We start from the raw sequence: 21807 nt of genomic DNA on the forward strand, positions 1-21807 counted from the left end.
CTCCTTTCTCATGAAGCGGTATGAAGAATAGATTCAAGATTCGGGTTGAAAAATCCTTTTTTTTATAGAATGACGATAGAGAGGACCTAAGTAGTAACCGTATAGGCACTTATTCCGGCTTAATCCTGCGTTTTCGAGAAAATAGCGGCGCTGATACAACTATTTCGAGTTTTTTCGCTTCGATTCGGCCTTTGGCTCCCGAATAGTTGCACCTGCGTCGCTATTTGAAGAAACCGAAGCGTTTCGCTCCAAATAAGTGTACCTGTGCCGCTATTTTCCGTTTGGGACCCTATCCGGCTTTCTCGACATCCTGAGACTTTCAGACTTTCAGAGCAAATTTCTCCCGCAGCCTCCAAAGCGTTTTCTACGAATAGCACTTTCTTCAAAATTCAAACCCGCAAACCCAAACCGTCCGCTTCGTCAAGCCGCCGCTGCACACGCTCCGCGTCTTCGCCGGTCATGAGTCCGATCAGCGTCAGCAGCATCTGCGACGCCCACTTCTTCGGGTGTAGCAGCAGCTGCAAATAAAATCGCAGATCGGGATGCACAAACGGGATGCTCGCCAGCGCGCCGCGTTTCAATTCTTCCTGCACCGCGATCTGCGGCAGCAGCGCGATGCCCAGTCCGTTCATGACGCAGTGTTTGATCGCCTCCAGGCTGCCCAGTTCGAAGCCGATCCGGTAAGAAACTTCGTGCTCGCGCAGCACTTTCTCGAACGTGCTCCGGTACAGGCAGCTGCCTTCGGATACGATCAGCTCGCAGCCGTTCAGATCGTTCAGCGGCACGCCGCCGGGCGGCGCGTCTTCCGTCAGCGGATGGCCGGGCGGCGCGACCAGAACCAGCGGTTCTTCGCGAATCGTGATGCGGCGCAGCGAAGGATCGGACGCGCCGCGGTCGAGCAGCAGCGCCAGATCGTATTCGCCTTCCTTGAGCTTGTGCACCAGATTGCTTTCGCTGTCGGGCAGCATCTGGATGCCGATGCCCGGATGTTTGCGGCGAAGCTGCTGGAGATAAGGAGGCAGGTAATAAGCGGCCAGCGAATCGATCGTGCCGATCGTGACCGAGCCGTCGAGCTGTTTGCCGACCAGCTCTTTGGACTCGTCGTACAGATCGAGCATCTGTACCGCCAGCTTGAGCAGCACTTCGCCCGGCGGCGTCAGCCGGAGCTGGCGCCCGTATCGCTCGAACAGGGATACATTGTATTCGCGTTCCAGCTTCTGCATCTGCATAGTGACGCTGGATTGGGCGTAGCCCAGTTCTTCGGCCGCTTTGGTAAAACTCTGGCGGCGCGCCACTTCGCGGAAAGTGCGGAGGTAAGTCAGTTCCACGTTATCGGCTCCTTTTCCGGGTATCGTTATTCGATTTATGATAAAAAGAAGCGGCAGCGGCAGGATTCGCAATCTAACATCAAAATGATTGATGCAATGTATCATTTATTATAGCTAACGCCGATGCGATTTTCCATGCTAAAGTAGAGTCAACAAAAGTATTCCGGGAGGAAACCCAATGTTAACCGAACAACAGCTGCACGGTATTTATCTGCCCGTCGTCACGCCGTTTCTGCCGAGCGGCGAGCTCGATCTGGAATCGTTCCACAAGCTGTCTTCTTCGCTGGTCGCCGAAGGGATCCACGGTCTGGTCGTCAACGGCACGACCGGCGAATCGCCGACGGTCAGCGCCGAAGAGCTGAGCCTGCTGTCCGCCGCCGCCAGGTCCGCAATCGGAGCCGCGGAGATCCCGCTTGTGCTCGGCAGCGGAACGAACGATACGCGCGCTTCGGTCAAGAAGACCGAACTCGCCGGCAAGCTGGGCGCGGATGCCGTGCTGGCGGTTGTTCCTTACTATAACAAGCCTTCGCAGCGCGGGATTATCGAGCATTTCCGCAAGATCGCCGAAGTCGGCGTGCCGGTCATCGTATACGAGATTCCGGGCCGCACCGGCGTGCGGATGGAGACCGATACCGTACGCGCCATTCTGGACATGGACGGGGTTGTCGGCCTCAAAGACTGCTCGGGGGGCACCGATCTGCTGCGGGAACTGCAAAGCTTCGGCTCCGTGAAGCCGGTGCTGTGCGGCGACGACGCCCGGCTGCTCGACTTCCTCGAAGCGGGCGCGGCGGGCGGGATGCTGGCGTCGGCGCATGTGCGTACAAACGACTTTCTTGGCGTGTACCACAGCTTCCGCGCGGGGCGGGCGGCGCAGGCACAGTCGGATTTCGAAGAGCTGCTGCCGCTGATGCGTCTGCTGTTCGAAGAACCGAACCCGGCGCCGGTCAAATGGCTGCTGGCGGAGCAGGGGCGGATCGCGCACGGCACGCTGCGTCTGCCGATGGTGGAGATCGGCGAAGAACTGCGCGGACAGCTGCTGCGTGCCGGGTGCTTCCCCGGCGATGCGCTGGCGCTGTAGACGGGAGCAATAAAAAGAGCGGCGAATCCCATACAAGGGCTCGCCGCTTTTTTGCATGATTCTTTTCCTCCCGCCCCATCCGGCCCAATGCGGTTAAACCGCGGATTTGGTTCGCTTGAGAAGCTTCGCGTCCCGTGCTTTCTTGCCCGCGCCGCCGGTCAGCCAGCGTCCGCCGGGCACACGCGTCAGGCCCGCGCAGATCAACTGCGAAAGCAGGGCGACGACCAGCGCGGTCAGCACCGAAGCCGCTACATGCCAGCCGGTCAAGTCCCAATTCCGTGTGAACAGCGCAATCACCATCAAGATCATCGCATGGCTCAAATAAGCGCCGAACGAATACTTGCCGCAAAGCAGCAGCCACTTTTTCAACCGGCCTTCGTGTTGTTGAAGCAGCAGCGCCCAGCCGTACAGCATCAGGATCTGCGCCGTCACGGCCAGAAAGCTGGTCGGCTTCAGGTAAGTGGAATAATTCAGGTTAATGTGTTCGCCGGAACCCTGGAGCAGATCGCGGTTCATCCACAGATACATGCCGATGAAAGCAAGCGTGCTCCACGGCAGTATTTTCAGCGCGAAGGCACGAAACCGGTCGAGATGCGCGCCGCAAACGCCGCCGAGCACAAAGTAGAACAGATAGTAAGGGAACTCGTACGTCCGGTAAGCCAGCAGGGTGTTCCATACGCCGCTTGTCTGCCAGACCGGCATCCGGTAATAGGACAGGAACATCAGCCAGCCGTAGCCGATCGCAAGCAGCGCTGTCAGCAGCGCGATGCGCCGAAAACGAGAGGTGTCGGAACGGCCCGCGCCGGTCCGGCGTCCGATCCGGTCGGCCGCCCATCGAAACAGCGGAAACACCAGATAGAACTGGAAGATCATCACCACGAACCATAGATGATACCCGTACGTAGGGGCGATAAACTGCTGGAGAAATACGGGCAGATCGCCGGCGCGAAACAGCGGATTTCCCGACAACCGCTGCACCGCGATCCAATACAGCAGCGTCCAGGACGCAAACGGCACGTAAATATCGCCGATGCGCTTGAGCAGCACGGGTCCGTACTTTTTAGCCGAACGCCCGTACTGATAGAACAGGATCGCTCCGGCCAGAAACACGAACGTCAGCGTACCGTAGCGGATTAAATGATACAGCAGCCCGAGCGTTACGGCGTCCGGATATAAAATATCGCTGCGATATATGTATTCGCCCACGCTGTGCTGAAGCACGATCGCAAGAAAAGACAACCCGCGCAGCAGCCCCCATTCGTCCACGCGTTTGCGCGAAGAATGGGGTTCGCCCGGAGGCAGGGGGGAAGCGGTAGCGGACATTGCGGATTCTCTCCTTTTAAAACGAATCGTTGAATAGCCTGGCAATCGACCAACTTCATTATTATACTCATTATATGTGAAATTAGTACCTTATCAACTCTTAATCAGTGGATTACATTCTCCTGAAGTGCACACGCTTTAGGTGCGTTTAGGTGAGCGTAACCTTACCTTTAGTGTTGATAAGGTACCAGAATGAATTCCGAAGGAGCGATAAATATGAAAACAGCAAATTTCGCGCAAAAACCGGTGCTCATCGGACAAAAAGTTATTCTGAGGCCGTTCGAAATCGAAGATGCGCAGCAGATGCTGAATATCCTGGCCGATCCGGAGGTGCGGCGTTTGACCGGATCGGCGGAAAACGACAGCGATGCGCAGGCGCCGATGTCGGAAGAAGAACGGGAGCGGACGCTTGCCTGGTACGGCAGCCGCAGCGGGCGGGGCGACCGGTTGGATCTGGCGATTGCGGACCGGGAAAGCGGAGAGATGGTCGGCGAAGCCGTGTACAACGAGTACGACGAGAATGTGCGCAGCGTCAACTTCCGCATCCTGATCGGTCCGGCGGGCCGGGGCAAAGGACTGGGAACGGAAGCGATCGAGCTGTTTCTGCGGTACGGCTTCGAGGAACTCGGTCTGCACCGGATCGGTCTGGAAGTATTCAGTTTCAATCCGAGAGCGGAGCGGGTGTACGTCAAAAGCGGCTTTGTGCTCGAAGGAATCAAACGCGAAGACTTTGCTTACAACGGCGAATATATCGACGCGAAGGTGTACGGCATGCTGCGGTCGGACTACGATAAGATGCGAAAAGGGAGCCTGTAAGGACGGCTTGCCCAAAAAGAAGGGGGCGGCTTTGTTGAACAATCATCCTGCCGGGGAAGAACGCCATACGCCCGCACCCAATACGATTGCGCAGGGATTTAAAGACTGCGCGCCCACGCTGCTCGGGTATATCAGCATCGGGCTTGCGTTCGGCGTGGTCGCCGCGGCATCGGGGCTGAGCTTTCTCGAAGTGACGCTGCTGTCGTGGCTGGTGTACGCCGGCTCGGCGCAGTTTATTATTTGCGCGCTGCTTGTGGCCGGAACGCCGCTGCTGTCGATTATTCTTACGACGTTTATCGTCAATCTGCGGCATCTGCTGCTTAGCCTGACGCTTGCGCCGTACTTTACCCGATACTCGGTCGGCAAAAATATCGGGATCGGCGCGCTGCTGACGGACGAATCGTTCGGAATCGCCGCGGTCAAAGCATCGAAGGAAGGCCGGCTCGGCGACCGCTGGATGAACGGGCTGAACCTGACGGCCTATATCAGCTGGGGATTGTCCTGCATGGCCGGCGCGCTGTTCGGACGCTGGATCGCGGAGCCGGAAATCCTCGGGCTGGACTTTGCGCTGGTCGCGATGTTTATCGCGCTGCTGGTGCTCCAGCTCCGGCATATTCCGGCGGGCAAGCTGCGCGGCTATCTGTTGCTGATTCTGCTGACCGCCGCGCTGATGGTGATTTTCTCGTCGTTTATGCCCGCCCATACGGCGGTGCTGCTGTCCACGGTAATTGCGGCCACGGTAGGGACGGTGACGATCCGATGACGACGACGTCCTGGATGCTCGGGCTGATTGCCGGCTGCTGCGCCGTAACGATTGTGCCTAGGGTGCTGCCGTTTCTGCTGGTGCGCAGCGTCAAACTGCCGGCCGCCTTGCTGCGCTGGCTGTCGTTTATTCCGGTGTGCATCCTGACGGCGCTGATCGTGCAGGGGCTGCTGATCCAGCCGGAAAACGGAAGAAGGATCGCGGTCAACTGGCCGTATGTGCTGGTAGCGGCTCCAACCTTGCTGGTGGCGGCGAAAACGAAAAGTTTGTCGGCTTCGGTGATTGTGGGAGTGGTGTTATTGGCGATTGTGCGGTGGGCGATGTAGGTGCAATTATTCGGGAGCCAAAGGCCGGATAGAGGCGAAAAAACTCGAAATAGATGTATCAGCGCCGTTATTTTCTCGAAAACGTAAGATTAAGCCGGAATAAGGGGTTATACGCAGCTATTTTAGATTCGCCTTGCCGCTCGCTTTAGTTCTCCATCTCTTTCCCCGGCCTTTCATTCCAATCGAACCTGCCTGATTCTATTTACATCCAATCGTTTCTCGACAATCCGACCGGCCGAATAGGGCCGGTCTTCTTTTGGGTTTGAGTTGTTGAAGGCAGGACTGTGTTTTTTACTCTTCGTTTTTGCGCACGATCAGGAATTGGCCGCGTTTGCCGTGTTCGCTGTTGCGGTAAGCTTCCTGGATGCCGTCTGCTGTAAAAGGGAACACGGCTTCGGTATGGAGGCGAAGGCGGCCTTCGGAGGCGTCGGATAGAAGGGCGGTCCAATCGCTTTGGTTCGGCAGCACGCGGGCGAAAAGGGCGCGGATGCCGCGAGGGGACGGGACGTTGGCGATCGACGGGGAGATCAGGGATACGAAAGTGCCGCCGTCTTTTAGCAGGCGGTAGGCCTGGGGCTGCAGTTCGGGTCCGGGCTGGGCGGAGGAAAGTGCTGCGTTTGGGCCGTCCGCCGGCTGCGGCGGAGAAGACGCGGCTTCGCGGATCATGCCGAGCGCCAGATCGGCCGGTTCGAAACTGCCGTCCGGCGTTTCCTCGTCGTATCGGATGATCCGGTCGGCGCCGAGCCCGCGCAGAAATTCGTGCTGCGCCGGCCTTGCGACCGCGATGACGTAAGCGCCGCTCTGCTTGGCGAGCTGCACCGCCAGATGCCCGACGGCGCCGGCCGCGCCTTCGATCAGCACGCGCTGCCCGGGCCGCAGCCCGCCGAAGACAAACAGCGCCTGCCGGGCGCTGAGACCCGCCGCCGCGAGCGACACCGCGCCGGTCAACGCCAGCCCCGCCGGAACCGCGGCGGCGCAGGATTCTTCCAGCACGGCGTAATCGGCATAGCCGCCGCCCGCCGGGCTGAGACCGACCACCCGATCGCCTTCGCGCAGCGACGTGACCAACCTGCCGGTCCGCCGGACGATTCCGGCGAGTTCAAGACCGGGCACATGCGGCAGACGCAGCGGCGCCGCCGTCTTCATCGCGCCGGATACGATCATGCGGTCGCCGGAGTTGACCGCGTTGACATACACTTCGACCAGAATCTGCGTGTCGGAGATGTCCGGGATTGCGCCCGACTGTTCCCGCAGCTTGCCGTATTCGTACATTTCGATCTGCTTCATTGGTTTTCTCGCTCCCTGCCCCGGTTGGATTGAAAGACTTCGGCCGTTGGATTGCGCCGGAGCTTTTCTTATAATGGGTGTATGGAGAATCTAACACCGGGCGAACTCGCGCTCAATCGGTAAAAAAAGCCGATCCGTCGAGTACTCGACAGCCGGCGGCGAATTGTCGATTAAATCGCCGAAAAGGAAGGAAGCGAACAAGTGGACAGACGAATTCCCAAAACGCGGGAAGCGATACACGGCGCGTTTATCGCCCTGCTGAGCGAAAAGAATTTCAAGCAAATCACCGTCAACGAGATCGCGGAGCGCGCCAATGTGAACCGGGCGACGGTGTATCTGCATTACGCGGACAAGTACGATCTGCTGGAGCGCTGCGTGCAGGAAGGACTGGAGCGGGTATTCCAAAGCTGCCTGCCGCAAAGCGGCGGTATGCCGGGCGCGCTGGAAGATCGGCTGCTGCTGTCGCTGCGCGATCTGGAGCGGCAGTCGGCCGCGTTCTCCGCGCTGCTCGCCAACGAAGGCGTGCCCGCTTTCCGGGAACGGATGCTGGAAGCGATGAAGCGGGGACTGGACGAACGGCTGCCGATTCGGGACGAGAACCTGAAGCTCGATAAAGAAGTGCTGACCCGCTTCCTGTCTTCGGCCGTCGTCGGCGTGCTGGAATGGTGGATCGCGGAAAACATGACCTACCCGGCGGAACGTCTGGCGGCGGAGCTGGCGGTTCTGGTCGGGCGGCACGGATAAATAAGGGTCAGCAGGATCGAACGACACGCCAAGCTGCGAAAATCCATCTTATTTCTCTAAAAGGCGGCAGGTAGGCGAATAAAGCGCAAAAATCCGTCTTATTCGCCAAAAACCGATCGATCCGGAACATTGGCTCCAATTAAAGTGGATATTTGCATTGCATCAACAGGCCGCGGAGCGATTTGCGGTAAATAAGTGGATATTTGCATTCCGGTAGGCGGAACGTGCTCCGAATAAATTTTGCCCGTGAAAACCTGCAAATCACCATGCAAAAAGCCGATCCCCGTCACCCGGGAATCGGCTTTTTTTCTACGGCGTGTACGCAAACTCGAAAGGACGCAGATTTAGCTGGATTTTCGTACACGGCCTAATTTCCTTTCATCTAATAAGCCCGCTAAACCCGCGCAGCGCCGGCAATCAAGCCCCGGTTCCGCTGCCGAGCTCCGTCTCCTTCGCGCGGACGCGGCTGGCCGAGCGGCGCGAACGTCCGGGAATGCCCGGCGGACGGGGAAGCGAGCGGAGCGGGGCTTTTTTCATCCCCGATACCAGCACGCCGCCGAGGATCAGCAGAGCGCCCAGATACCCCTGGAGGCCGAGCATTTCGCCCAGGAACACAAAGCCGAACAGCGCGGCGAAGACCGGTTCGAGCGAGAACAGCACCCCGATCCGCTCGGGCGTCGTATACTTTTGCGCGACGGTCTGGGCGATATAACCGAACGCGCTGCAAATAACGGCGAGGCCGATCACGGACGTCCATTCGGAAGTCCCCTGCGGCAGCGTCGGCGTTTCGAACGCAAAGCCGAACAGCAGTCCGAACAGTCCGATAAACCCGATTTGCAGCACTCCGAGCGAGAGTCCGTCCGACTGCCGGGTGAAGCGGTTGGTCAGGATGATATGCACCGCGTAGACGAAAGCGCCGAGTAGGCACAGCGCCGAACCGCCTTCGAAGGTCAGCGAGCCGCGCAGCGTGAGCAGCGCGATGCCGCCCATCGTCAGCAGGATGCCCGACGTCATCGCAAAGGTCGGCTTGCGCCGCGTGATCGCGATCTGGAGCATCGGGACGAACACGACCATGGCGCTGGTGAGGAAACCGGCCGACGAGGCGGTCGTCGTTTCCAGCCCCGTAATCAGCAGGCCCAGCATCACGAACATGACGAAGCCGAGCACGGCGCTCCGCCCGATCGTTTTGAGGTCGGACAGCCGGAGGCGTCCCCAGAATAAAGGAGCCGTCAGGCCGAACGCCAGTAGAAACCGCCAGGCGATCAGCGTAAACGGCTCCATGCCGCCCAGTCCCATTTTCATCAGCAAATAAGACGATCCCCATGCCGCCGAGACCAGGGCAATCGTCCAATCCGCCGTTTTCTTCGTCATGCTCAGCCTTCTCATTCTTTCTCCATCCTTCGTCCGCAGCCGGATCGTTTATTGGGCTTCCTATTATGTATACAGCACGGATGCGCAGCGGTTTTCAGAAACTTTTTGCTTTGTCCGTTGCTTTTTCGCCTCACCCAGTATAAGTTGAAGAAAAGCATGAGCAAAGCGAATGTTTTTCATGCTGTCCATGAACAATTTTAATGATGGAAAGAGGCGCGGAATGTCCACCCATAAATACGAGGCTTTCCTCAAAACGCTCGAAACCGGAAGCCTGACCAAAGCCGCGGCGGCCCTCGGTTATACGCAGTCGAGTATCAGCCATATGCTGAATGCGCTGGAAAAAGAATGGCGGCTGACGCTGCTGATCCGCGACCGCTCCGGCATCCGGCTCACCTCCGACGGACAGCGGCTGCTGCCGTATATCCGAAATGTGGTGCAGGCGCATCGCGAGCTGATCGACGAGACGGCGAACCTGCAGGGGCTGCGCTCCGGGCTGATCCGGCTCGCCACGTTCACCAGCGCCGCGGTCAACTGGCTGCCCGGGCTAATCCAGACGTTCCAGCGGGAGTATCCGGGCGTCGATTTCGAACTGCTGCACGGTCATTACACCGATATCGAGAACTGGTTGGACACGGGGCAGGCCGACTGCGGCTTCCAGCGGCTGCCCGTCAAAGCCGGCTTCGAAAGCCGCTTCCTGACGCAGGACCGGCTGCTGGTCATCCTGCCGGAAAACCATCCGCTGGCCGGGGAAGACCGGTTTCCGGTCGAAGCGCTCGCCGAGGAATCTTTTCTGCTGCTGGAGGAAGGGACGGTCAACGAGATTACGGAAATCTTCGAGCTGCACGGCATCCATCCCAAAGTCCGCTTCACCGCGCGCGACGATTACGCCATCATCTCGATGGTCGAAAGCGGGCTCGGAATCAGCATTCTGCCGGAGCTCGTGCTGAACCGGACTCCGTATCGCGTCGTGCAAAAAGAACTGAGCATCCCCGCCTACCGCCGGCTCGGCATCTGCCTCAAAAGCGGCGAACACGCTTCGCCCGCGCTGCGGAAGTTTCTGGAGCACGTGGCGAATTATCCGGCGTTTCGGGAATCGGCCGGCGAACAGGCGGGCAAGTAGGCGGAAGCCGGACATTTTAGCGTTTTGAACAAAAGCCCCGTCGTTTATCCGTAAATATGCGGAAAAAGCGGGTCTTTTTTGCGGCGGCGGGCAGGAACACGGAGCAGGCGGCGCGAAGTTGTTGTTCAGAAGTCCTGTTCACAGGAAAAGAAGCACCGCCGGGAGGCGGGAGCGACGACTGGGAGGATACCATGCCGACATTCGAAGCAAAAGGAAACCGCTTTATTTACAACGACGAGAACATTCAGCTGCGCTCGGGCGCGATTCACTATTTCCGGGTGGTGCCGGAGTACTGGGAAGACCGGCTGCGCCGGCTGATCGCCTGCGGCTTCAACACGGTCGAGACCTACGTAGCCTGGAACGTGCACGAGCCGGAGGAAGGAAGATTTGTGTTCGACGGGATCGCCGACGTGGAAGCGTTTGTGCGGCTGGCCGGTTCGCTCGGCCTGCACGTGATCGTGCGCCCGAGTCCGTATATCTGCGCGGAATGGGAATTCGGCGGCCTGCCGGCCTGGCTGCTGGAGAACGGGGATATGCGTCTGCGCTGCTCCGATCCGGCTTATCTGGAAAAAGTGGACGCCTATTTCGACGAACTGCTGCCGAGATTGCGTCCGCTGCTCTGCACCAACGGCGGTCCGGTGATCGCGATGCAGGTCGAGAACGAATATGGCAGCTACGGTTCGGATACGTCTTACCTGGAGTATTTGCGGGACGGCATGATCCGGCGCGGCATGGACGTGCTGCTGTTTACGTCCGACGGACCGGAGATTTCCCTGCTGCGCGCGGGTTCCGTGGAAGGGACGCTTGCGACGGTCAACTTCGGTTCCGGCACGCCGGGCGCGTTCGAGAAGCTGCGCCGGCATCAGCCGGAAGGGCCGATGATGGTCATGGAGTTCTGGGACGGCTGGTTCGACCAATGGATGGGGCCTCATCATACGCGCCCGGCGTCCGAGATCGCGGCGGAGCTGGAGCAGATTCTGGATTTGGACGCGTCGTTCAACTTCTATATGTTCCACGGCGGCACGAACTTCGGCTTGATGAACGGCGCCAACCATGTCAAAAATTACGAGCCGACGGTCAGCAGTTACGATTACAGCGCGCTGCTGACGGAAAACGGCGAGCCGTCCGAGGCGTACTTCGCGGTGCGCGAGCTGCTCAAGAACCGCCTCGGCTTGACGCCGCCCGAGCCGCCGGCGCCGCTGCCCAAGCAGGCTTACGGCCGCGTCGAGCTGAGCGAAAGCGCGGTGCTGTTTGACCAGCTCGACCGGCTTGCCGGCGCGCCGATCGGCACGATCTGTCCGGAGCCGATGGAGCGCGTCGGGCAGTCGTACGGATTCATCTTGTATACGACGAGAGTGGGCGCGGAGCACGACGGCGGCGAGCTGTTTATCCAGGAGGTTCGCGACCGGGCGCTTGTGTTCGCGAACGGCGAGCAGATCGGGCTGGTCGGCCGCTGGGAGCCGCAGCGCGGGCTGCGGCTGAGCATCCCGGAAGGCGGCATCCGGCTCGATATCCTGGTCGAGAATATGGGCCGGATCAACTACGGGCCGCTGATGCGCGACCGCAAAGGCATTACCGAAGGCGTGCGCATCGGCAACCAGTTCCTGCACGGCTGGGAGATCGTCCCGCTGCCGCTGGACGATCTGTCGCCGCTGAAGTTTGCGCCGGGCGAAGCGGACAGACACGGCGGAAGCGGCGCGCCGCTCGAAACGGCGGCCGAACCTTTGATCGAGCAGGTCGGCGGCTGGGAAGGCGAAGGCGGCGCTACAGCCGAAGGACCGGCGCTTGCGGCGCCGGGCAGCGGCGAAGCGGCGATCGTGACGTCCGCGCAAGACAGCGCGGCGGAAGCGGGCGAGGCCGGTCTGCCGCTGGCGGAGCAGGTCGGCGGCTGGGAAGGCGAAGGCGGCGCTACAGTCGAAGGACCGGCGCTTGCGGCGCCGGGCAGCGGCGAAGCGGCGATCGTGCCGTCCGCGGAAGACGGCGCGGCGGAAGCGCGAGCGGCTGGGCTGCCGGCGCAAAGCGGCGAAGACGCGGGTTCGCGTCCCGCGTTCCACCGCGGGACGTTTGCGGTGGACGGCGAGCCGGCGGACACTTTCCTGCGCACGGACGGCTGGCGCAAAGGCGTAGCCTGGATCAACGGGTTTATGCTCGGCCGCTACTGGCAGGCCGGGCCGACGCGGACGCTGTACGTGCCGGCTCCGCTGCTGCGCGAGGGAGAAAACGAGATCGTCGTATTCGAACTGCACGGGTTCGGCGGGGATGCCGCTCCGCTCGTCGAGCTGACGGACCGGCCGGATCTGGGATAAACGAACTACCGCGCTTTGCTTGGCCGGGACAGGCCCGTCTTCCACTCGAAGACGGGCCTGTTTCGATAGGAATAGCGGCGGAAAAGGAGGGGACCATGTCCTGGACTTCGGAAGCGGAAGGCGGACGGGAATTCAATATCGGCCAGTATGCACTGCCGGATTTGCGATTCTCGTTCCAGATGTGCGGCACGCACTGGCGGCAGGTTACGACCGGCTGGTCGTATCCAAAGCACGATCATGCCCTGTTCGAATTGAATTACGTCATGGAAGGCGAGCAGCTCATGTCGGTCGAGGGCAAGAATCATCTCCAGGGAGCGGGCGACCTGATGCTGCTGGCTCCCGGCTGCCGGCACGGAAGCCGCATCGGCAGATCGCCTTCGATGACTTATTTTTGCCTGCATTTCGATATCGACGACGATGCGCTGTACGGCTGCGTCGCTTCGCTCGGCAGCGCGATCTTCGGCGCCGATTCGGAATTGAACGCCGCACTCAAGCCCGAACTGGAACGGCTGTCCCGTCTTTGCGGCGGCGAAGCGGACAGCGTTCCGGAGAAGCTTGAAGTCCGGGCCTCGCTGCTGAGGATTCTGCTGGAACTGTGCCGGCATTCGCTGGACCGCGCCGGTTCGGGCGGCAGCGCGATTCCGCCGCCGCGCGGCCAGCCGGAAGCGGCGCGGCTGCTGCGCGAACGCTATGCGCTGGAGAAGAAAATCGAAGACTTTCTGCTCGATCCCGGCGCCGGGGAGCGGCTCAGCGACCGGTCGCTGTTTCCGCCGTTCCAGTGGGTCGGACTGTTCTCTGTGATGGTGCCGGATCGCGAATTCTGGGGCAAGCCGGACCGCTTTCTGGCCAAAATGCTGCTCGACGACGCGCTGTCGGGCTTCGGCATTTCCGCCGTTGCGGCGGGCGAGCAGCTGCTGACGGCCGTGCTGTTCACGGACGGTCACAGCGTTCCGCCGCTGGAAGAGTATGCGGCCGGCTGCCGGCGGCTGCTGGAACGCAAGCTGAACGAACCGGTGCGTCTGGGCATGGGCGGGGTCGCCGCTTCGCCGAGCGAACTGAAACGGCTGTACCGGCAAAGCTTGAGCCGGCTGGGGCTCCAGGAGTCTTACGGGCCGCCGCCTAACTTCGACTTCGTGAACCGGACGGTCCGGCTGGCGCTGCTCGCTCTGGAGTCGGAGTACGACGATTCCGGCCTGTCGCTCGGCACGCTGGCCGCGAAGCTGGGCCTGACGCCGAATTATATGAGCGCGTTGTTTACGGCGGAGACGGGGCATACGTTTACCTGGCACCTCACGCGGATTCGCATGGACCGCGCATGCGGGCTGCTGCAGGACACGGCGTTGAAAGTGCATCAGATCGCGCGCCGGGTCGGGTATGCGGACGCGGCTTATTTCAGCCGCTGTTTCAAGTCGGCAATCGGTGTCAGTCCGGCCGCTTATCGGGCGGGCCGGAACCCGCATTGAAGAATGCGCTTACAAATGATCGTAGAATCGTCCAACAAAACGTAGATGCGTACATTGTCCGCTTGCAGCGCCGGTGCCATACTGGAGTCAGCGCAGAGAGCGGGAGGGACGAGTATGTACAAAGTGATCGTGGCGGACGACGAGCCGCTGATGCTGGAAGGCTGGAGAACGATGATCGACTGGGCGGGCTGCGGCTATGAACTGTGCGGACTCGCGTCCGACGGCGAAGAAGCGCTGGAAATGTTCGGTACGGTCAAGCCCGATCTGGTCGTCACGGATATCCGCATGCCCGGATTGGACGGCCTGGAGCTGATTCGCGCGATTCGAGGCCGCAAAGATTCTCATGCCCGAAGCATCGTCGTCAGCGGATACGCGGAATTCGCTTACGCGCAGCAGGCGCTTCGCTTCGGCGTAGACCGCTATGTACTGAAGCCGATCGTGACGGAAGAAATCCATGATGTGCTGCATGAGCTGTCCGCTTTGTTGGACCTCGGGCTCGGGGAGCGGTTTTCGGCCGAAGAGTTTCGCGCCGCGAAAGCCGAAGCGCAGGCGCTTCAACTGCTCCGGGAAGGCTGTACGGATGCGAGCGCCCGCGACCTGCTGGGGCTGTCCGCGCGCTCCGTGTTATGCGTGGCGCTGGTCGAACTCCGCTCCGCTTCGGCGGCGGACGAAAGCGGACGGAAAAGCGCCCGCGCCGGGGCGCGGCTTGCCGCGGACGGGCTCCGGGCGTCGAATACCCCGGTCTGGATCTTTGAAGATTGCCCGGGGCGAGCGGGTTTGATCGCCGCCTGCGAACCGGGATTCCTGGAACGCCGGCTGAAGGCGCTGCTGGAATCTTTTCCCGGACTTTCCGTATACACCGGCGGAGGGGAAGCGGGATACGTGTCTTTGCCGAAGCTGTACCGCCGGGCGCTGGCCGTTCGGGAGCGCGCGCTTCCGTTCGGCCGGGCGGGGCTGTACCGGCATGCCGAGTTTGAAGCGTTTGAAGACGAAGGCTTCGCGGAATCGATCGCATGGGCGGAACAAGCGATCGCCCGGGTGGAAGCCGGAGAACCGGAAAGCGCCGCGCAGGCGGTATCGGAACTCTTCCGGTCGTTCGAGCGCCGGTCGGCATCCGCCGGTTGGATCGAGACGATCAATCGTCATATCGCCGGCGAACTGCTGCGCCGCAAAGCCGAAGCGGAGGCCGGAAGCGCGAAACCGGCCGTCGATAAGCCGGACGCGGACGAACATTTTCGCGCGCCCGCTACGGAAGCGGAGCTGCGGCGGCGGTGCGGCGAAGAAGCGGAGCGTATCCGGCAAAGCCGTCTCGACGCGGAGAACGCGCCGATGCGGGAAGCGGCGGATTATGTACGGCTGCATTACAGGGACAAGCTTCGGCTGCGCGAATTGGCCGGCCGGTTTCATTTGAATCCGGTCTATTTCGGGCAGCGCTTCAAGCGCGAGACCGGATACGGGTTCAACGATTACGTGCATCTTCTTCGCGCCGAAGAAGCGCGGAGGCTGCTGCGCCGAACCGATATGAAGATGAGCGAGATCGGCCGTCTGCTCGGCTATCACGACACGGAATATTTTACGGTCAAATTCAAAGCGTCCACCGGGGAGCTGCCTTCGTCGTATCGGGCCAGAGAACGGGCGGCAGAGCGATGACGCGCAAAAAGTTCTTCCGGCCGCGCCTCGACGACATGCCGCTCAAGCGCAAATTCCTGCTCGTTTATGCGCTGTGCGTGCTGCTGCCGATCATGTCGATCAACCTGTTCTTCTACTATCGAACCTCCGCCGACATCCAGATCCGCGAACGGGAGAATTTGCGCCGTTCGGTCGAAAGGGCGGGCGGGGAGCTGCTGGGCATGGTCGACGAAAGCATCGCGCTCAGCCGATCGATTGCGGCGGACGATTCGCTGTATGCGGCGATGGACCGGACCTATCGCTCGCCTTCCGATTATTATTCCGTTTACGACGATTCGCTGAGGGACAAGCTGACCCGCTATATGTCCGCCAATATCGTGGATGTAAGCGTCTATACCGACAATCAGAGTCTGCAAAACGGTTCGAATTACCGCGTAATCGGGCCGGGAAGCGCCGAACCGGCCTGGTTGAATGCGCTGAAAGCCTCGGCGTCGCCGATCGCTTTGACGGCTTATCGGGACGAAGAATCTTATAAGCCGGGACGCCGAATCAGCATCGCGGGGAAAATGGACGTCTACTCCTCTTATTCGGCGTACGCCAAATATTCGCGCGTCGATCTGGATCTCGGCCGGATATCCGCCATCTTGAACCGGGAAAAAGGAAGCGTGAAGTTCAGGCTGGTGGACGATCGGGACCGCGTCGTGGCCGACGGGCTCGGAGGGCGCGACGGAGAAGGCGGGTTTTATGCCAACCCCCCGTTCACCCCGCAGGAGCAAAAGTCGGGTTTGTTTCTGGAGCGCCCACTGGGCGGCCCGAACTACGTCAAAGGCTGGAAGCTGACCGGCATCGCGGATACCCGTTACATCGACGCTTTGATGCGGGAATCGCTGCAATCCATTCTGGCGCTGGGCATCGTCAGCACGATTCTCCCTTCTTTGCTGATTTTTTTTATTTTCCGTTCTTATCACGCGCGGACCAAACAGCTTTCCCGGCATATGGAGCAGGTGCGCAGCGAGCGTTTCGAACCGATCGACATTCCCGAAGGCAAAGACGAGATCGGCGGGCTGATCCGGGCGTTCAACCTGATGACCGGCCGTATTCGTTCGCTGATCGACGACGTGTACAAGCTGGAGATCCGGCAAAAAAACCTGGAACTGGACCGCGTGAGGACCGAGCTTGCCATGCTTCAAAGCCAGGTGAATCCGCATTTTCTGTTCAACACGCTGAACGCCGTGCTGGTCGTCTGCACCAAAAACGGATATCGCGAAATCACGACAATCGTCAAAAATCTGTCGCTGCTGATGCGGCAGCTGCTCAACCGGCCGGACGACAGGGTGCCGCTGGAAGAAGAACTGCAGTTTATCCGCATGTATCTGGAAATCGAAAAATTCCGGTTCGGCGACAGGTTCGATTATGTATTCGAGATCGATCCGGAAGCCGGGCAGGCCCGTATTCCCCGGATGAGCCTTCAGCCTCTTGTCGAAAACGCGTGCAAACACGGCCTGCAGGGCCGAAAAAACGGCCGCCTGATTACGATCTCGGCACGGCTCGGCGGCGAGGGCCTGCAGCTGCTTGTGCGCGACAACGGAGTCGGCATGAACGCGGAGCGCTTGCGGCAGGTGAAGCTGCGAATGCGTTCGGAAGCGCCCTCGGGCGAAAGCAGCGTCGGGCTGCGCAACGTTCATCGCCGGCTTGAGCTGTTCTACCGCAGCGAAGCGCGGCTGATTATCCGCAGCCGCGAAGGAGAAGGGACGGAAGCGGGCTTTTTGATTCCTGCGGTTTGGCTGAACGGCGAACAAGCGGAATCGGATTCATGGGGGAGGCGCGAACATGTATAATGTGCTGCTGGTCGACGACGAACCGCTGGCAATCGAAGGTCTGAAGCTGATGGTCGAATGGGAAAAGTACGGGTTTCGCATCGGCGGAACGTGCGAGAACGGGCAAGAAGCGATTCGGCGTATCCGCAGCGATTCCCCCGATCTCGTCGTGACCGATATCCGCATGCCCGTTATGGACGGGCTGCAATTGATCGAAGAAGCCCGGCGCACGGCCGATCCTTCCCCGATGTTCGTCGTAACGAGCGGGTACGACGATTTCGATTACGCGCTTCGTGCGATGCGTCTCGGCGTATCGAATTATCTGACCAAGCCGGTCATGGACGACGAGGCCGAAGATATGCTGCGAAGCTTGAGCGAAGAACTCGAACGGCGCAGAACAAGCCGGGCAATCGGGCGGGAGCGGCAGGCGGAAAAGGAAAGACGGGCGCTGGCTGCGGCGTTGTTCGGCGGCGAAGAAGAACGCCGCCGTGCGCTGCCCGAACTGGAACGGTTGAGCGAAGCGGCGCAAAGCTGGATCTACATACACGTAAAAGCGGAAGCCGGGCGGATGCCGGACGTCCGGAATGCTGCCTTGGCGGCCGAAGAAACCGGCTGCCGCCGCTATCTGCTTGAAGCCGGGGATCTTACGCCGGGCGTTGTAATCGGCGCGGCGGACGGGCGCGCGTCCGAAGAAGCGCGGCGATTCGCGCAAGAACTGGCGTCGTCGCTGCCTCCGGAATCGCAAAGGTGCGTGCGGCTGGCCGTCGGCCGGAGCGCGGCGAAGCCCGGGGAGCTGAGAGAATCGTTCGAGAGCGCGCAGGAGGCGGCAGGATTTCTATTCTTCGACAGCGGGCAGACGGTTGTTTTTGCGGATACTGCGGACCGGCCGCTGTCCTGCGATCCGTCGGCTCTTCTGCTTGCCGATCGCATCGCCGCGATGACGGAAACCGGCAGCGAAGAAGAGATCTCGGCCGAGATCGCCGAAGTCTTCGAGCGCTTCGAAGCGGAGCGGCTCCTGCCCGAGCTTATTCAAACTTTCGCCGCCAGAGTCGCGGTCCGCTGCGCCCGCATCTGCGGGGAACTGGGAGGCGAACCCGAACAAACGATTCGAAGTTTGCCGTCTTTCGAACATTTTTCGGGCTTTCGGGATTTGCGGGAAACGAAGAGCCGGCTGGAAAAGTTCTGTCTGGACTTTCGCCGGGAAGCCGCGCGGTTAAGAGAGCGAAGCAGCGGAGGCGTGCAGGCGAAGGTTGCCGATTTTCTTCGAAACCGCTATACCGAAACGTTCGCGATTCGCGAACTTGCGGAAATGTTTTACGTCAATCCGGTCTATCTGGGCCAATCGTTCGCTCGCAAATACGGCGTCGGAATCTCGGAATTTGTGCACGAACTGCGTATCGAAGAAGCCTGCAGGCTGCTGCGCGAAAGCGACCGTTCTTCCTGCGCGATCGCCGAAAAGCTGGGGTATAAAGCCTATCGGCATTTTCTGAAGCAGTTCGAGAAAAAAACAGGAAAGAAACCGGCGGAATACAGAGCGCAGGCCTTCGGCTGAGCGCCCTTTTTTTATTTTTGGAAAGCACTGACAAGTAAAATCCTGGGGGGAAGAAGCTTAAATCCGGTTATGATGTAAGCGCCTACATAAGTTCATAATAAAAAGAGCAAGGACGATCAAATCTTTGAGGAGGTCTATCCATGGGGGGATATCGAATGAAAAAGTTGTGGGGCGGAACTTCACTGGCGCTGGCGGCGGCGCTGACGTTGTCGGGCTGCGGAGGCGGCGATTCGAACGCGGCGGACGACGGTTCCGGCACGCTGACCATTTCCGCGTTTATCAGCACGCCGAATCAGGCTCCGGCAGAGAATAACCGGATTTACCAAAAGATCCAGGACGAGCTGGGCGTCAAGCTGAACATGGAATTCCTGGTGGGCGATCTGCAGCAGAAACTGGGCGTCATGATCGCGGGCGGCGATTACCCGGACCTGATTACGGCGGATACGAAGCTGGTCGCCGCGGGAGCGGTCATTCCGCTTGAAGACCTGATCGAGAAATACGGTCCGAATTTGAAAAAGCATTACGAAAAAGATTGGAACCGGATGAAAGATTCCAGCGACGGGCATATCTACTGGCTGCCGAATTACGGCGCTTATACGGGCGAATTCCAGAGCAATTATTATTCCGGTCCGGCTTTTTGGATTCAAAAATCGATCCTGAAAGACGCCGGTTACCCGACGCCCAAAACGATGGACGATTACTTGAAGCTGATCCGCGATTACGCCGCCAAAAATCCCGCGATCGACGGTCAGCCGACGATCGGCTTCACGACGCTTGCCTCCGATTGGCGCACCTTCCCGCTGCTCAATCCGCCCGAACATCTGACGGGGCATCCCAACGACGGGGGCGTGGTGGTCGATAACGGCGTGGCTTCCGTGTTTGCGGACAAAGACATCTCCAAGCAGTACTACAAAGAATTGAACGGGCTGTACAACGAGGGACTGCTCGACAAAGAAGCGTTTGTGCAGAACTACGACCAGTATCTTGCCAAATTATCGTCGGGACGCGTGCTCGGCATGTTCGACCAGCATTGGAACTTCCAGGCGGCGGAAGATACGCTGATCTCCCAGGACAAAGTCGGACAGACGTATGTTGGCTTCCCGCTTGTATACGATTCAAGTATTCAGGATCATTATCTCGATCGCCCGGTCATCAATCTGAACAACGGTTTCGGCATCAGCAAGGATGCCGAAGATCCGGAACGCATCATCAAATTCCTCGACTCGCTGATGGACGAGAAGTACCAGAAGCTGCTGAGCTGGGGCGAAGAAGGCGTGGATTATCAGGTCGACGACAAAGGCCGTTTCTACCGGACGCCGGAGCAGCGCAAGCAGCAGGAAGATCCGGCGTGGAAGCTGGCCAACCGGGCAGACGGATTCTACGCGGCCGCGCCGAAATTGGAAGGAACGTTCGACGACGGCAACGCGTCGGGCCCCGGAAACCAGCCGGAAGAATTCTACGCCGGCCTGCGAAGCGAGGACAAAGAACTGCTCGATGCTTACGGATTCAAGACCTGGAGCGATTTCTTCTCGCCGGCGCCGGAGAATCCGGTCTATTATCCGGCCTGGCAGATCGATCTGATCGAAGGTTCGGACGCTTCGGTCGCCAACAAACAGATGACCGACGCTTCGCTTAAATATCTGCCGCAGGCGGTCATGGCGGCGGGCGGCAAATTCGATTCGGTCTGGGAGCAGTACGTCAAGGAATTCGGCAAGATCAATGTGAAAGCTTACGAAGACCGCATCAACGAACAGATTCAATGGAGAATCGAGAACTGGTCCACGGACAAGTAAAGCATGCCGCGGAGCGCGGAGAAACGGACTGCCGTTTCTCCGGCTTCCGGCGCCGATACGGGCCGCAGGGCCGATTAGGGGGAGAGCACCATGGCCAAAGCCGTCTCGCGCAGGTCCGCGTCCGCGGATTTGCCCAAATCTTCATGGATAAAAAAGCTGCGCGCCCAAAAGCAGCTTATGTTCATGTCGCTTCCGATCGTCGTTTATATCCTCGTCTTTTCGTACTACCCGATCTGGGGCTGGACGATGGCTTTTCAGGATTACAGTCCGGCCAAAGCGCTTTCGGAACAGAAATGGGTCGGATTTAAACATTTTGCGTTTCTGTTTACCGACGAAGCGTTTCTTCGCGTGCTGCGCAACACGGTCGCGATGAGCTTGATCAATATGATCCTCGGTTTCGTCACCGCGATTTTGTTTGCGCTGCTGCTGAACGAGATCAAAGGCCGATTTTTCAAACGAACGATTCAGACCGTGTCTTACCTGCCGCACTTTCTGTCCTGGATCATCGTTACGGGGATCGTAGCCGGTTCATTGTCGGTGGACGGAGGCGTCGTGAATACGGTGCTGATGAAGCTGGGGCTGATCGGCGAACCGATTATGTGGCTCAGTGTGCCGGAATACTTCTGGGGCATCGTCGGCGCTTCGCATGTGTGGAAAGAACTCGGCTGGAACGCCATCATTTATCTGGCGGCGATCACTTCGATCGACCCGTCGCAGTACGAAGCGGCCGAGATCGACGGCGCGAACCGGTATCAGAAGATGCTTTTCATCACGCTGCCGGGCATCAAATCGATCGTCGTCATCCTGCTGATTATGAATATGGGCTGGATGCTGGAAGCCGGCTTCGAAGTCCAATATCTGCTTGGCAACGGCATCGTCGTGGACTGGTCGCAGACCATCGATATTTTCGTGCTGAAATACGGCCTGCAGATCGGCAACTATTCGCTCGCGACCGCGGCCGGAATTTTCAAAACGATCGTCAGCATTACGCTGATCTTTGCCGCCAATACGATCGCCAGGCGGTTGGGCGAAGACAGGCTGATTTGATAGGCCGTCCCGCTTAAACGCAGCAGCACCCGGGGAGGATGCCA

At 59.7% G+C, this 21807-nt stretch carries 17 protein-coding genes; 13 read left to right on the plus strand and 4 right to left on the minus strand.

Annotated elements, in window-relative coordinates:
* Nucleotides 1-389 precede the first annotated feature (389 nt).
* Entirely contained in the window at nucleotides 390-1328 is a 939-nt protein-coding gene (locus QWJ34_RS21245; RefSeq protein WP_302730970.1) for a LysR family transcriptional regulator, read from the minus strand.
* Between the two features lie 178 nt (nucleotides 1329-1506).
* On the opposite strand from QWJ34_RS21245, the gene dapA reads away from it, so the two are divergent.
* Nucleotides 1507-2406: a 4-hydroxy-tetrahydrodipicolinate synthase gene (dapA, locus tag QWJ34_RS21250; protein ID WP_302730972.1), complete on the plus strand. Its 900-nt coding sequence runs from the start codon at nucleotides 1507-1509 to the stop codon at nucleotides 2404-2406.
* Between the two features lie 93 nt (nucleotides 2407-2499).
* Here dapA and QWJ34_RS21255 read toward each other — a convergent pair whose 3' ends face one another.
* Entirely contained in the window at nucleotides 2500-3729 is a 1230-nt protein-coding gene (locus QWJ34_RS21255; RefSeq protein WP_302730974.1) for an acyltransferase, read from the minus strand.
* 216 nt (nucleotides 3730-3945) lie between these two features.
* Between QWJ34_RS21255 and QWJ34_RS21260 the strand changes: the two genes are divergently transcribed.
* From QWJ34_RS21260 to QWJ34_RS21270, 3 genes are read left to right on the plus strand one after another with little or no spacing between them, the layout of a single operon-like run.
* Entirely contained in the window at nucleotides 3946-4545 is a 600-nt protein-coding gene (locus QWJ34_RS21260) for a GNAT family N-acetyltransferase (protein WP_302730976.1), read from the plus strand.
* A gap of 34 nt (nucleotides 4546-4579) precedes the next feature.
* Complete coding sequence (locus QWJ34_RS21265; protein WP_302730977.1) at nucleotides 4580-5308, plus strand: AzlC family ABC transporter permease; 729 nt, start codon at nucleotides 4580-4582, stop codon at nucleotides 5306-5308.
* Nucleotides 5305-5634, plus strand: a complete 330-nt coding sequence (locus QWJ34_RS21270; protein ID WP_302730979.1) for an AzlD domain-containing protein — start codon at nucleotides 5305-5307, stop codon at nucleotides 5632-5634. The genes QWJ34_RS21265 and QWJ34_RS21270 overlap by 4 nt, the downstream gene beginning before the upstream one ends.
* Before the next feature lie 291 nt (nucleotides 5635-5925).
* Here QWJ34_RS21270 and QWJ34_RS21275 read toward each other — a convergent pair whose 3' ends face one another.
* Complete coding sequence (locus QWJ34_RS21275) at nucleotides 5926-6921, minus strand: NADP-dependent oxidoreductase (protein WP_302730980.1); 996 nt, start codon at nucleotides 6919-6921, stop codon at nucleotides 5926-5928.
* Between the two features lie 201 nt (nucleotides 6922-7122).
* Between QWJ34_RS21275 and QWJ34_RS21280 the strand changes: the two genes are divergently transcribed.
* Nucleotides 7123-7665: a TetR/AcrR family transcriptional regulator gene (locus tag QWJ34_RS21280; RefSeq protein ID WP_302730981.1), complete on the plus strand. Its 543-nt coding sequence runs from the start codon at nucleotides 7123-7125 to the stop codon at nucleotides 7663-7665.
* Between the two features lie 417 nt (nucleotides 7666-8082).
* On the opposite strand, the gene QWJ34_RS21285 is transcribed toward QWJ34_RS21280, so the two are convergent.
* Nucleotides 8083-9051 carry a DMT family transporter gene (locus QWJ34_RS21285; protein ID WP_302730982.1) on the minus strand — a complete coding sequence of 323 codons (969 nt, stop codon included), beginning with the start codon at nucleotides 9049-9051 and terminating at the stop codon, nucleotides 8083-8085.
* Nucleotides 9052-9256: 205 nt separating this feature from the next.
* Here QWJ34_RS21285 and QWJ34_RS21290 point away from each other — a divergent pair, with 205 nt between their 5' ends.
* The 8 genes from QWJ34_RS21290 (at nucleotide 9257) to QWJ34_RS21325 (ending at nucleotide 21763) form a co-directional block, all read left to right on the plus strand.
* Nucleotides 9257-10156 (plus strand): LysR family transcriptional regulator, encoded by a 900-nt coding sequence (locus QWJ34_RS21290; protein WP_302730983.1) that lies wholly within the window; start codon nucleotides 9257-9259, stop codon nucleotides 10154-10156.
* 191 nt (nucleotides 10157-10347) lie between these two features.
* On the plus strand, nucleotides 10348-12462 hold the full coding sequence (locus QWJ34_RS21295; protein WP_302730985.1) for a beta-galactosidase: 2115 nt from the start codon (nucleotides 10348-10350) through the stop codon (nucleotides 12460-12462).
* A gap of 95 nt (nucleotides 12463-12557) precedes the next feature.
* Entirely contained in the window at nucleotides 12558-13925 is a 1368-nt protein-coding gene (locus QWJ34_RS21300; RefSeq protein WP_302730987.1) for an AraC family transcriptional regulator, read from the plus strand.
* Between the two features lie 114 nt (nucleotides 13926-14039).
* Nucleotides 14040-15575, plus strand: coding sequence for a response regulator transcription factor (locus QWJ34_RS21305; protein ID WP_302730988.1), 1536 nt, complete (start codon nucleotides 14040-14042; stop codon nucleotides 15573-15575).
* Entirely contained in the window at nucleotides 15572-17392 is a 1821-nt protein-coding gene (locus tag QWJ34_RS21310) for a sensor histidine kinase (RefSeq protein ID WP_302730989.1), read from the plus strand. The genes QWJ34_RS21305 and QWJ34_RS21310 overlap by 4 nt, the downstream gene beginning before the upstream one ends.
* Nucleotides 17385-18923: a response regulator transcription factor gene (locus QWJ34_RS21315; protein ID WP_302730990.1), complete on the plus strand. Its 1539-nt coding sequence runs from the start codon at nucleotides 17385-17387 to the stop codon at nucleotides 18921-18923. Before QWJ34_RS21310 ends, QWJ34_RS21315 begins: the two co-directional genes overlap by 8 nt.
* A 140-nt stretch (nucleotides 18924-19063) precedes the next feature.
* Entirely contained in the window at nucleotides 19064-20716 is a 1653-nt protein-coding gene (locus tag QWJ34_RS21320) for an ABC transporter substrate-binding protein (protein WP_302730991.1), read from the plus strand.
* Nucleotides 20717-20806: 90 nt separating this feature from the next.
* Complete coding sequence (locus QWJ34_RS21325) at nucleotides 20807-21763, plus strand: ABC transporter permease (RefSeq protein ID WP_302730993.1); 957 nt, start codon at nucleotides 20807-20809, stop codon at nucleotides 21761-21763.
* Nucleotides 21764-21807 lie beyond the last annotated feature (44 nt).

Origin of the sequence: Saccharibacillus sp. CPCC 101409 (assembly GCF_030518235.1) — a bacterium.
Lineage (GTDB): Bacteria > Bacillota > Bacilli > Paenibacillales > Paenibacillaceae > Saccharibacillus.

What these genes read in the sequence shown, in the direction of transcription:
- QWJ34_RS21275 (WP_302730980.1), bottom strand. Translation starts at nt 6,921, where the DNA reads ATGAAGCAGATCGAAATGTACGAATACGGCAAGCTGCGGGAACAGTCG.
- QWJ34_RS21260 (WP_302730976.1), top strand. Translation starts at nt 3,946, where the DNA reads ATGAAAACAGCAAATTTCGCGCAAAAACCGGTGCTCATCGGACAAAAA.
- QWJ34_RS21270 (WP_302730979.1), top strand. Translation starts at nt 5,305, where the DNA reads ATGACGACGACGTCCTGGATGCTCGGGCTGATTGCCGGCTGCTGCGCC.
- QWJ34_RS21295 (WP_302730985.1), top strand. Translation starts at nt 10,348, where the DNA reads ATGCCGACATTCGAAGCAAAAGGAAACCGCTTTATTTACAACGACGAG.
- QWJ34_RS21315 (WP_302730990.1), top strand. Translation starts at nt 17,385, where the DNA reads ATGTATAATGTGCTGCTGGTCGACGACGAACCGCTGGCAATCGAAGGT.
- QWJ34_RS21320 (WP_302730991.1), top strand. Translation starts at nt 19,064, where the DNA reads ATGGGGGGATATCGAATGAAAAAGTTGTGGGGCGGAACTTCACTGGCG.
- QWJ34_RS21325 (WP_302730993.1), top strand. Translation starts at nt 20,807, where the DNA reads ATGGCCAAAGCCGTCTCGCGCAGGTCCGCGTCCGCGGATTTGCCCAAA.
- QWJ34_RS21300 (WP_302730987.1), top strand. Translation starts at nt 12,558, where the DNA reads ATGTCCTGGACTTCGGAAGCGGAAGGCGGACGGGAATTCAATATCGGC.
- QWJ34_RS21290 (WP_302730983.1), top strand. Translation starts at nt 9,257, where the DNA reads ATGTCCACCCATAAATACGAGGCTTTCCTCAAAACGCTCGAAACCGGA.
- QWJ34_RS21305 (WP_302730988.1), top strand. Translation starts at nt 14,040, where the DNA reads ATGTACAAAGTGATCGTGGCGGACGACGAGCCGCTGATGCTGGAAGGC.
- dapA (WP_302730972.1), top strand. Translation starts at nt 1,507, where the DNA reads ATGTTAACCGAACAACAGCTGCACGGTATTTATCTGCCCGTCGTCACG.
- QWJ34_RS21310 (WP_302730989.1), top strand. Translation starts at nt 15,572, where the DNA reads ATGACGCGCAAAAAGTTCTTCCGGCCGCGCCTCGACGACATGCCGCTC.
- QWJ34_RS21285 (WP_302730982.1), bottom strand. Translation starts at nt 9,051, where the DNA reads ATGAGAAGGCTGAGCATGACGAAGAAAACGGCGGATTGGACGATTGCC.
- QWJ34_RS21255 (WP_302730974.1), bottom strand. Translation starts at nt 3,729, where the DNA reads ATGTCCGCTACCGCTTCCCCCCTGCCTCCGGGCGAACCCCATTCTTCG.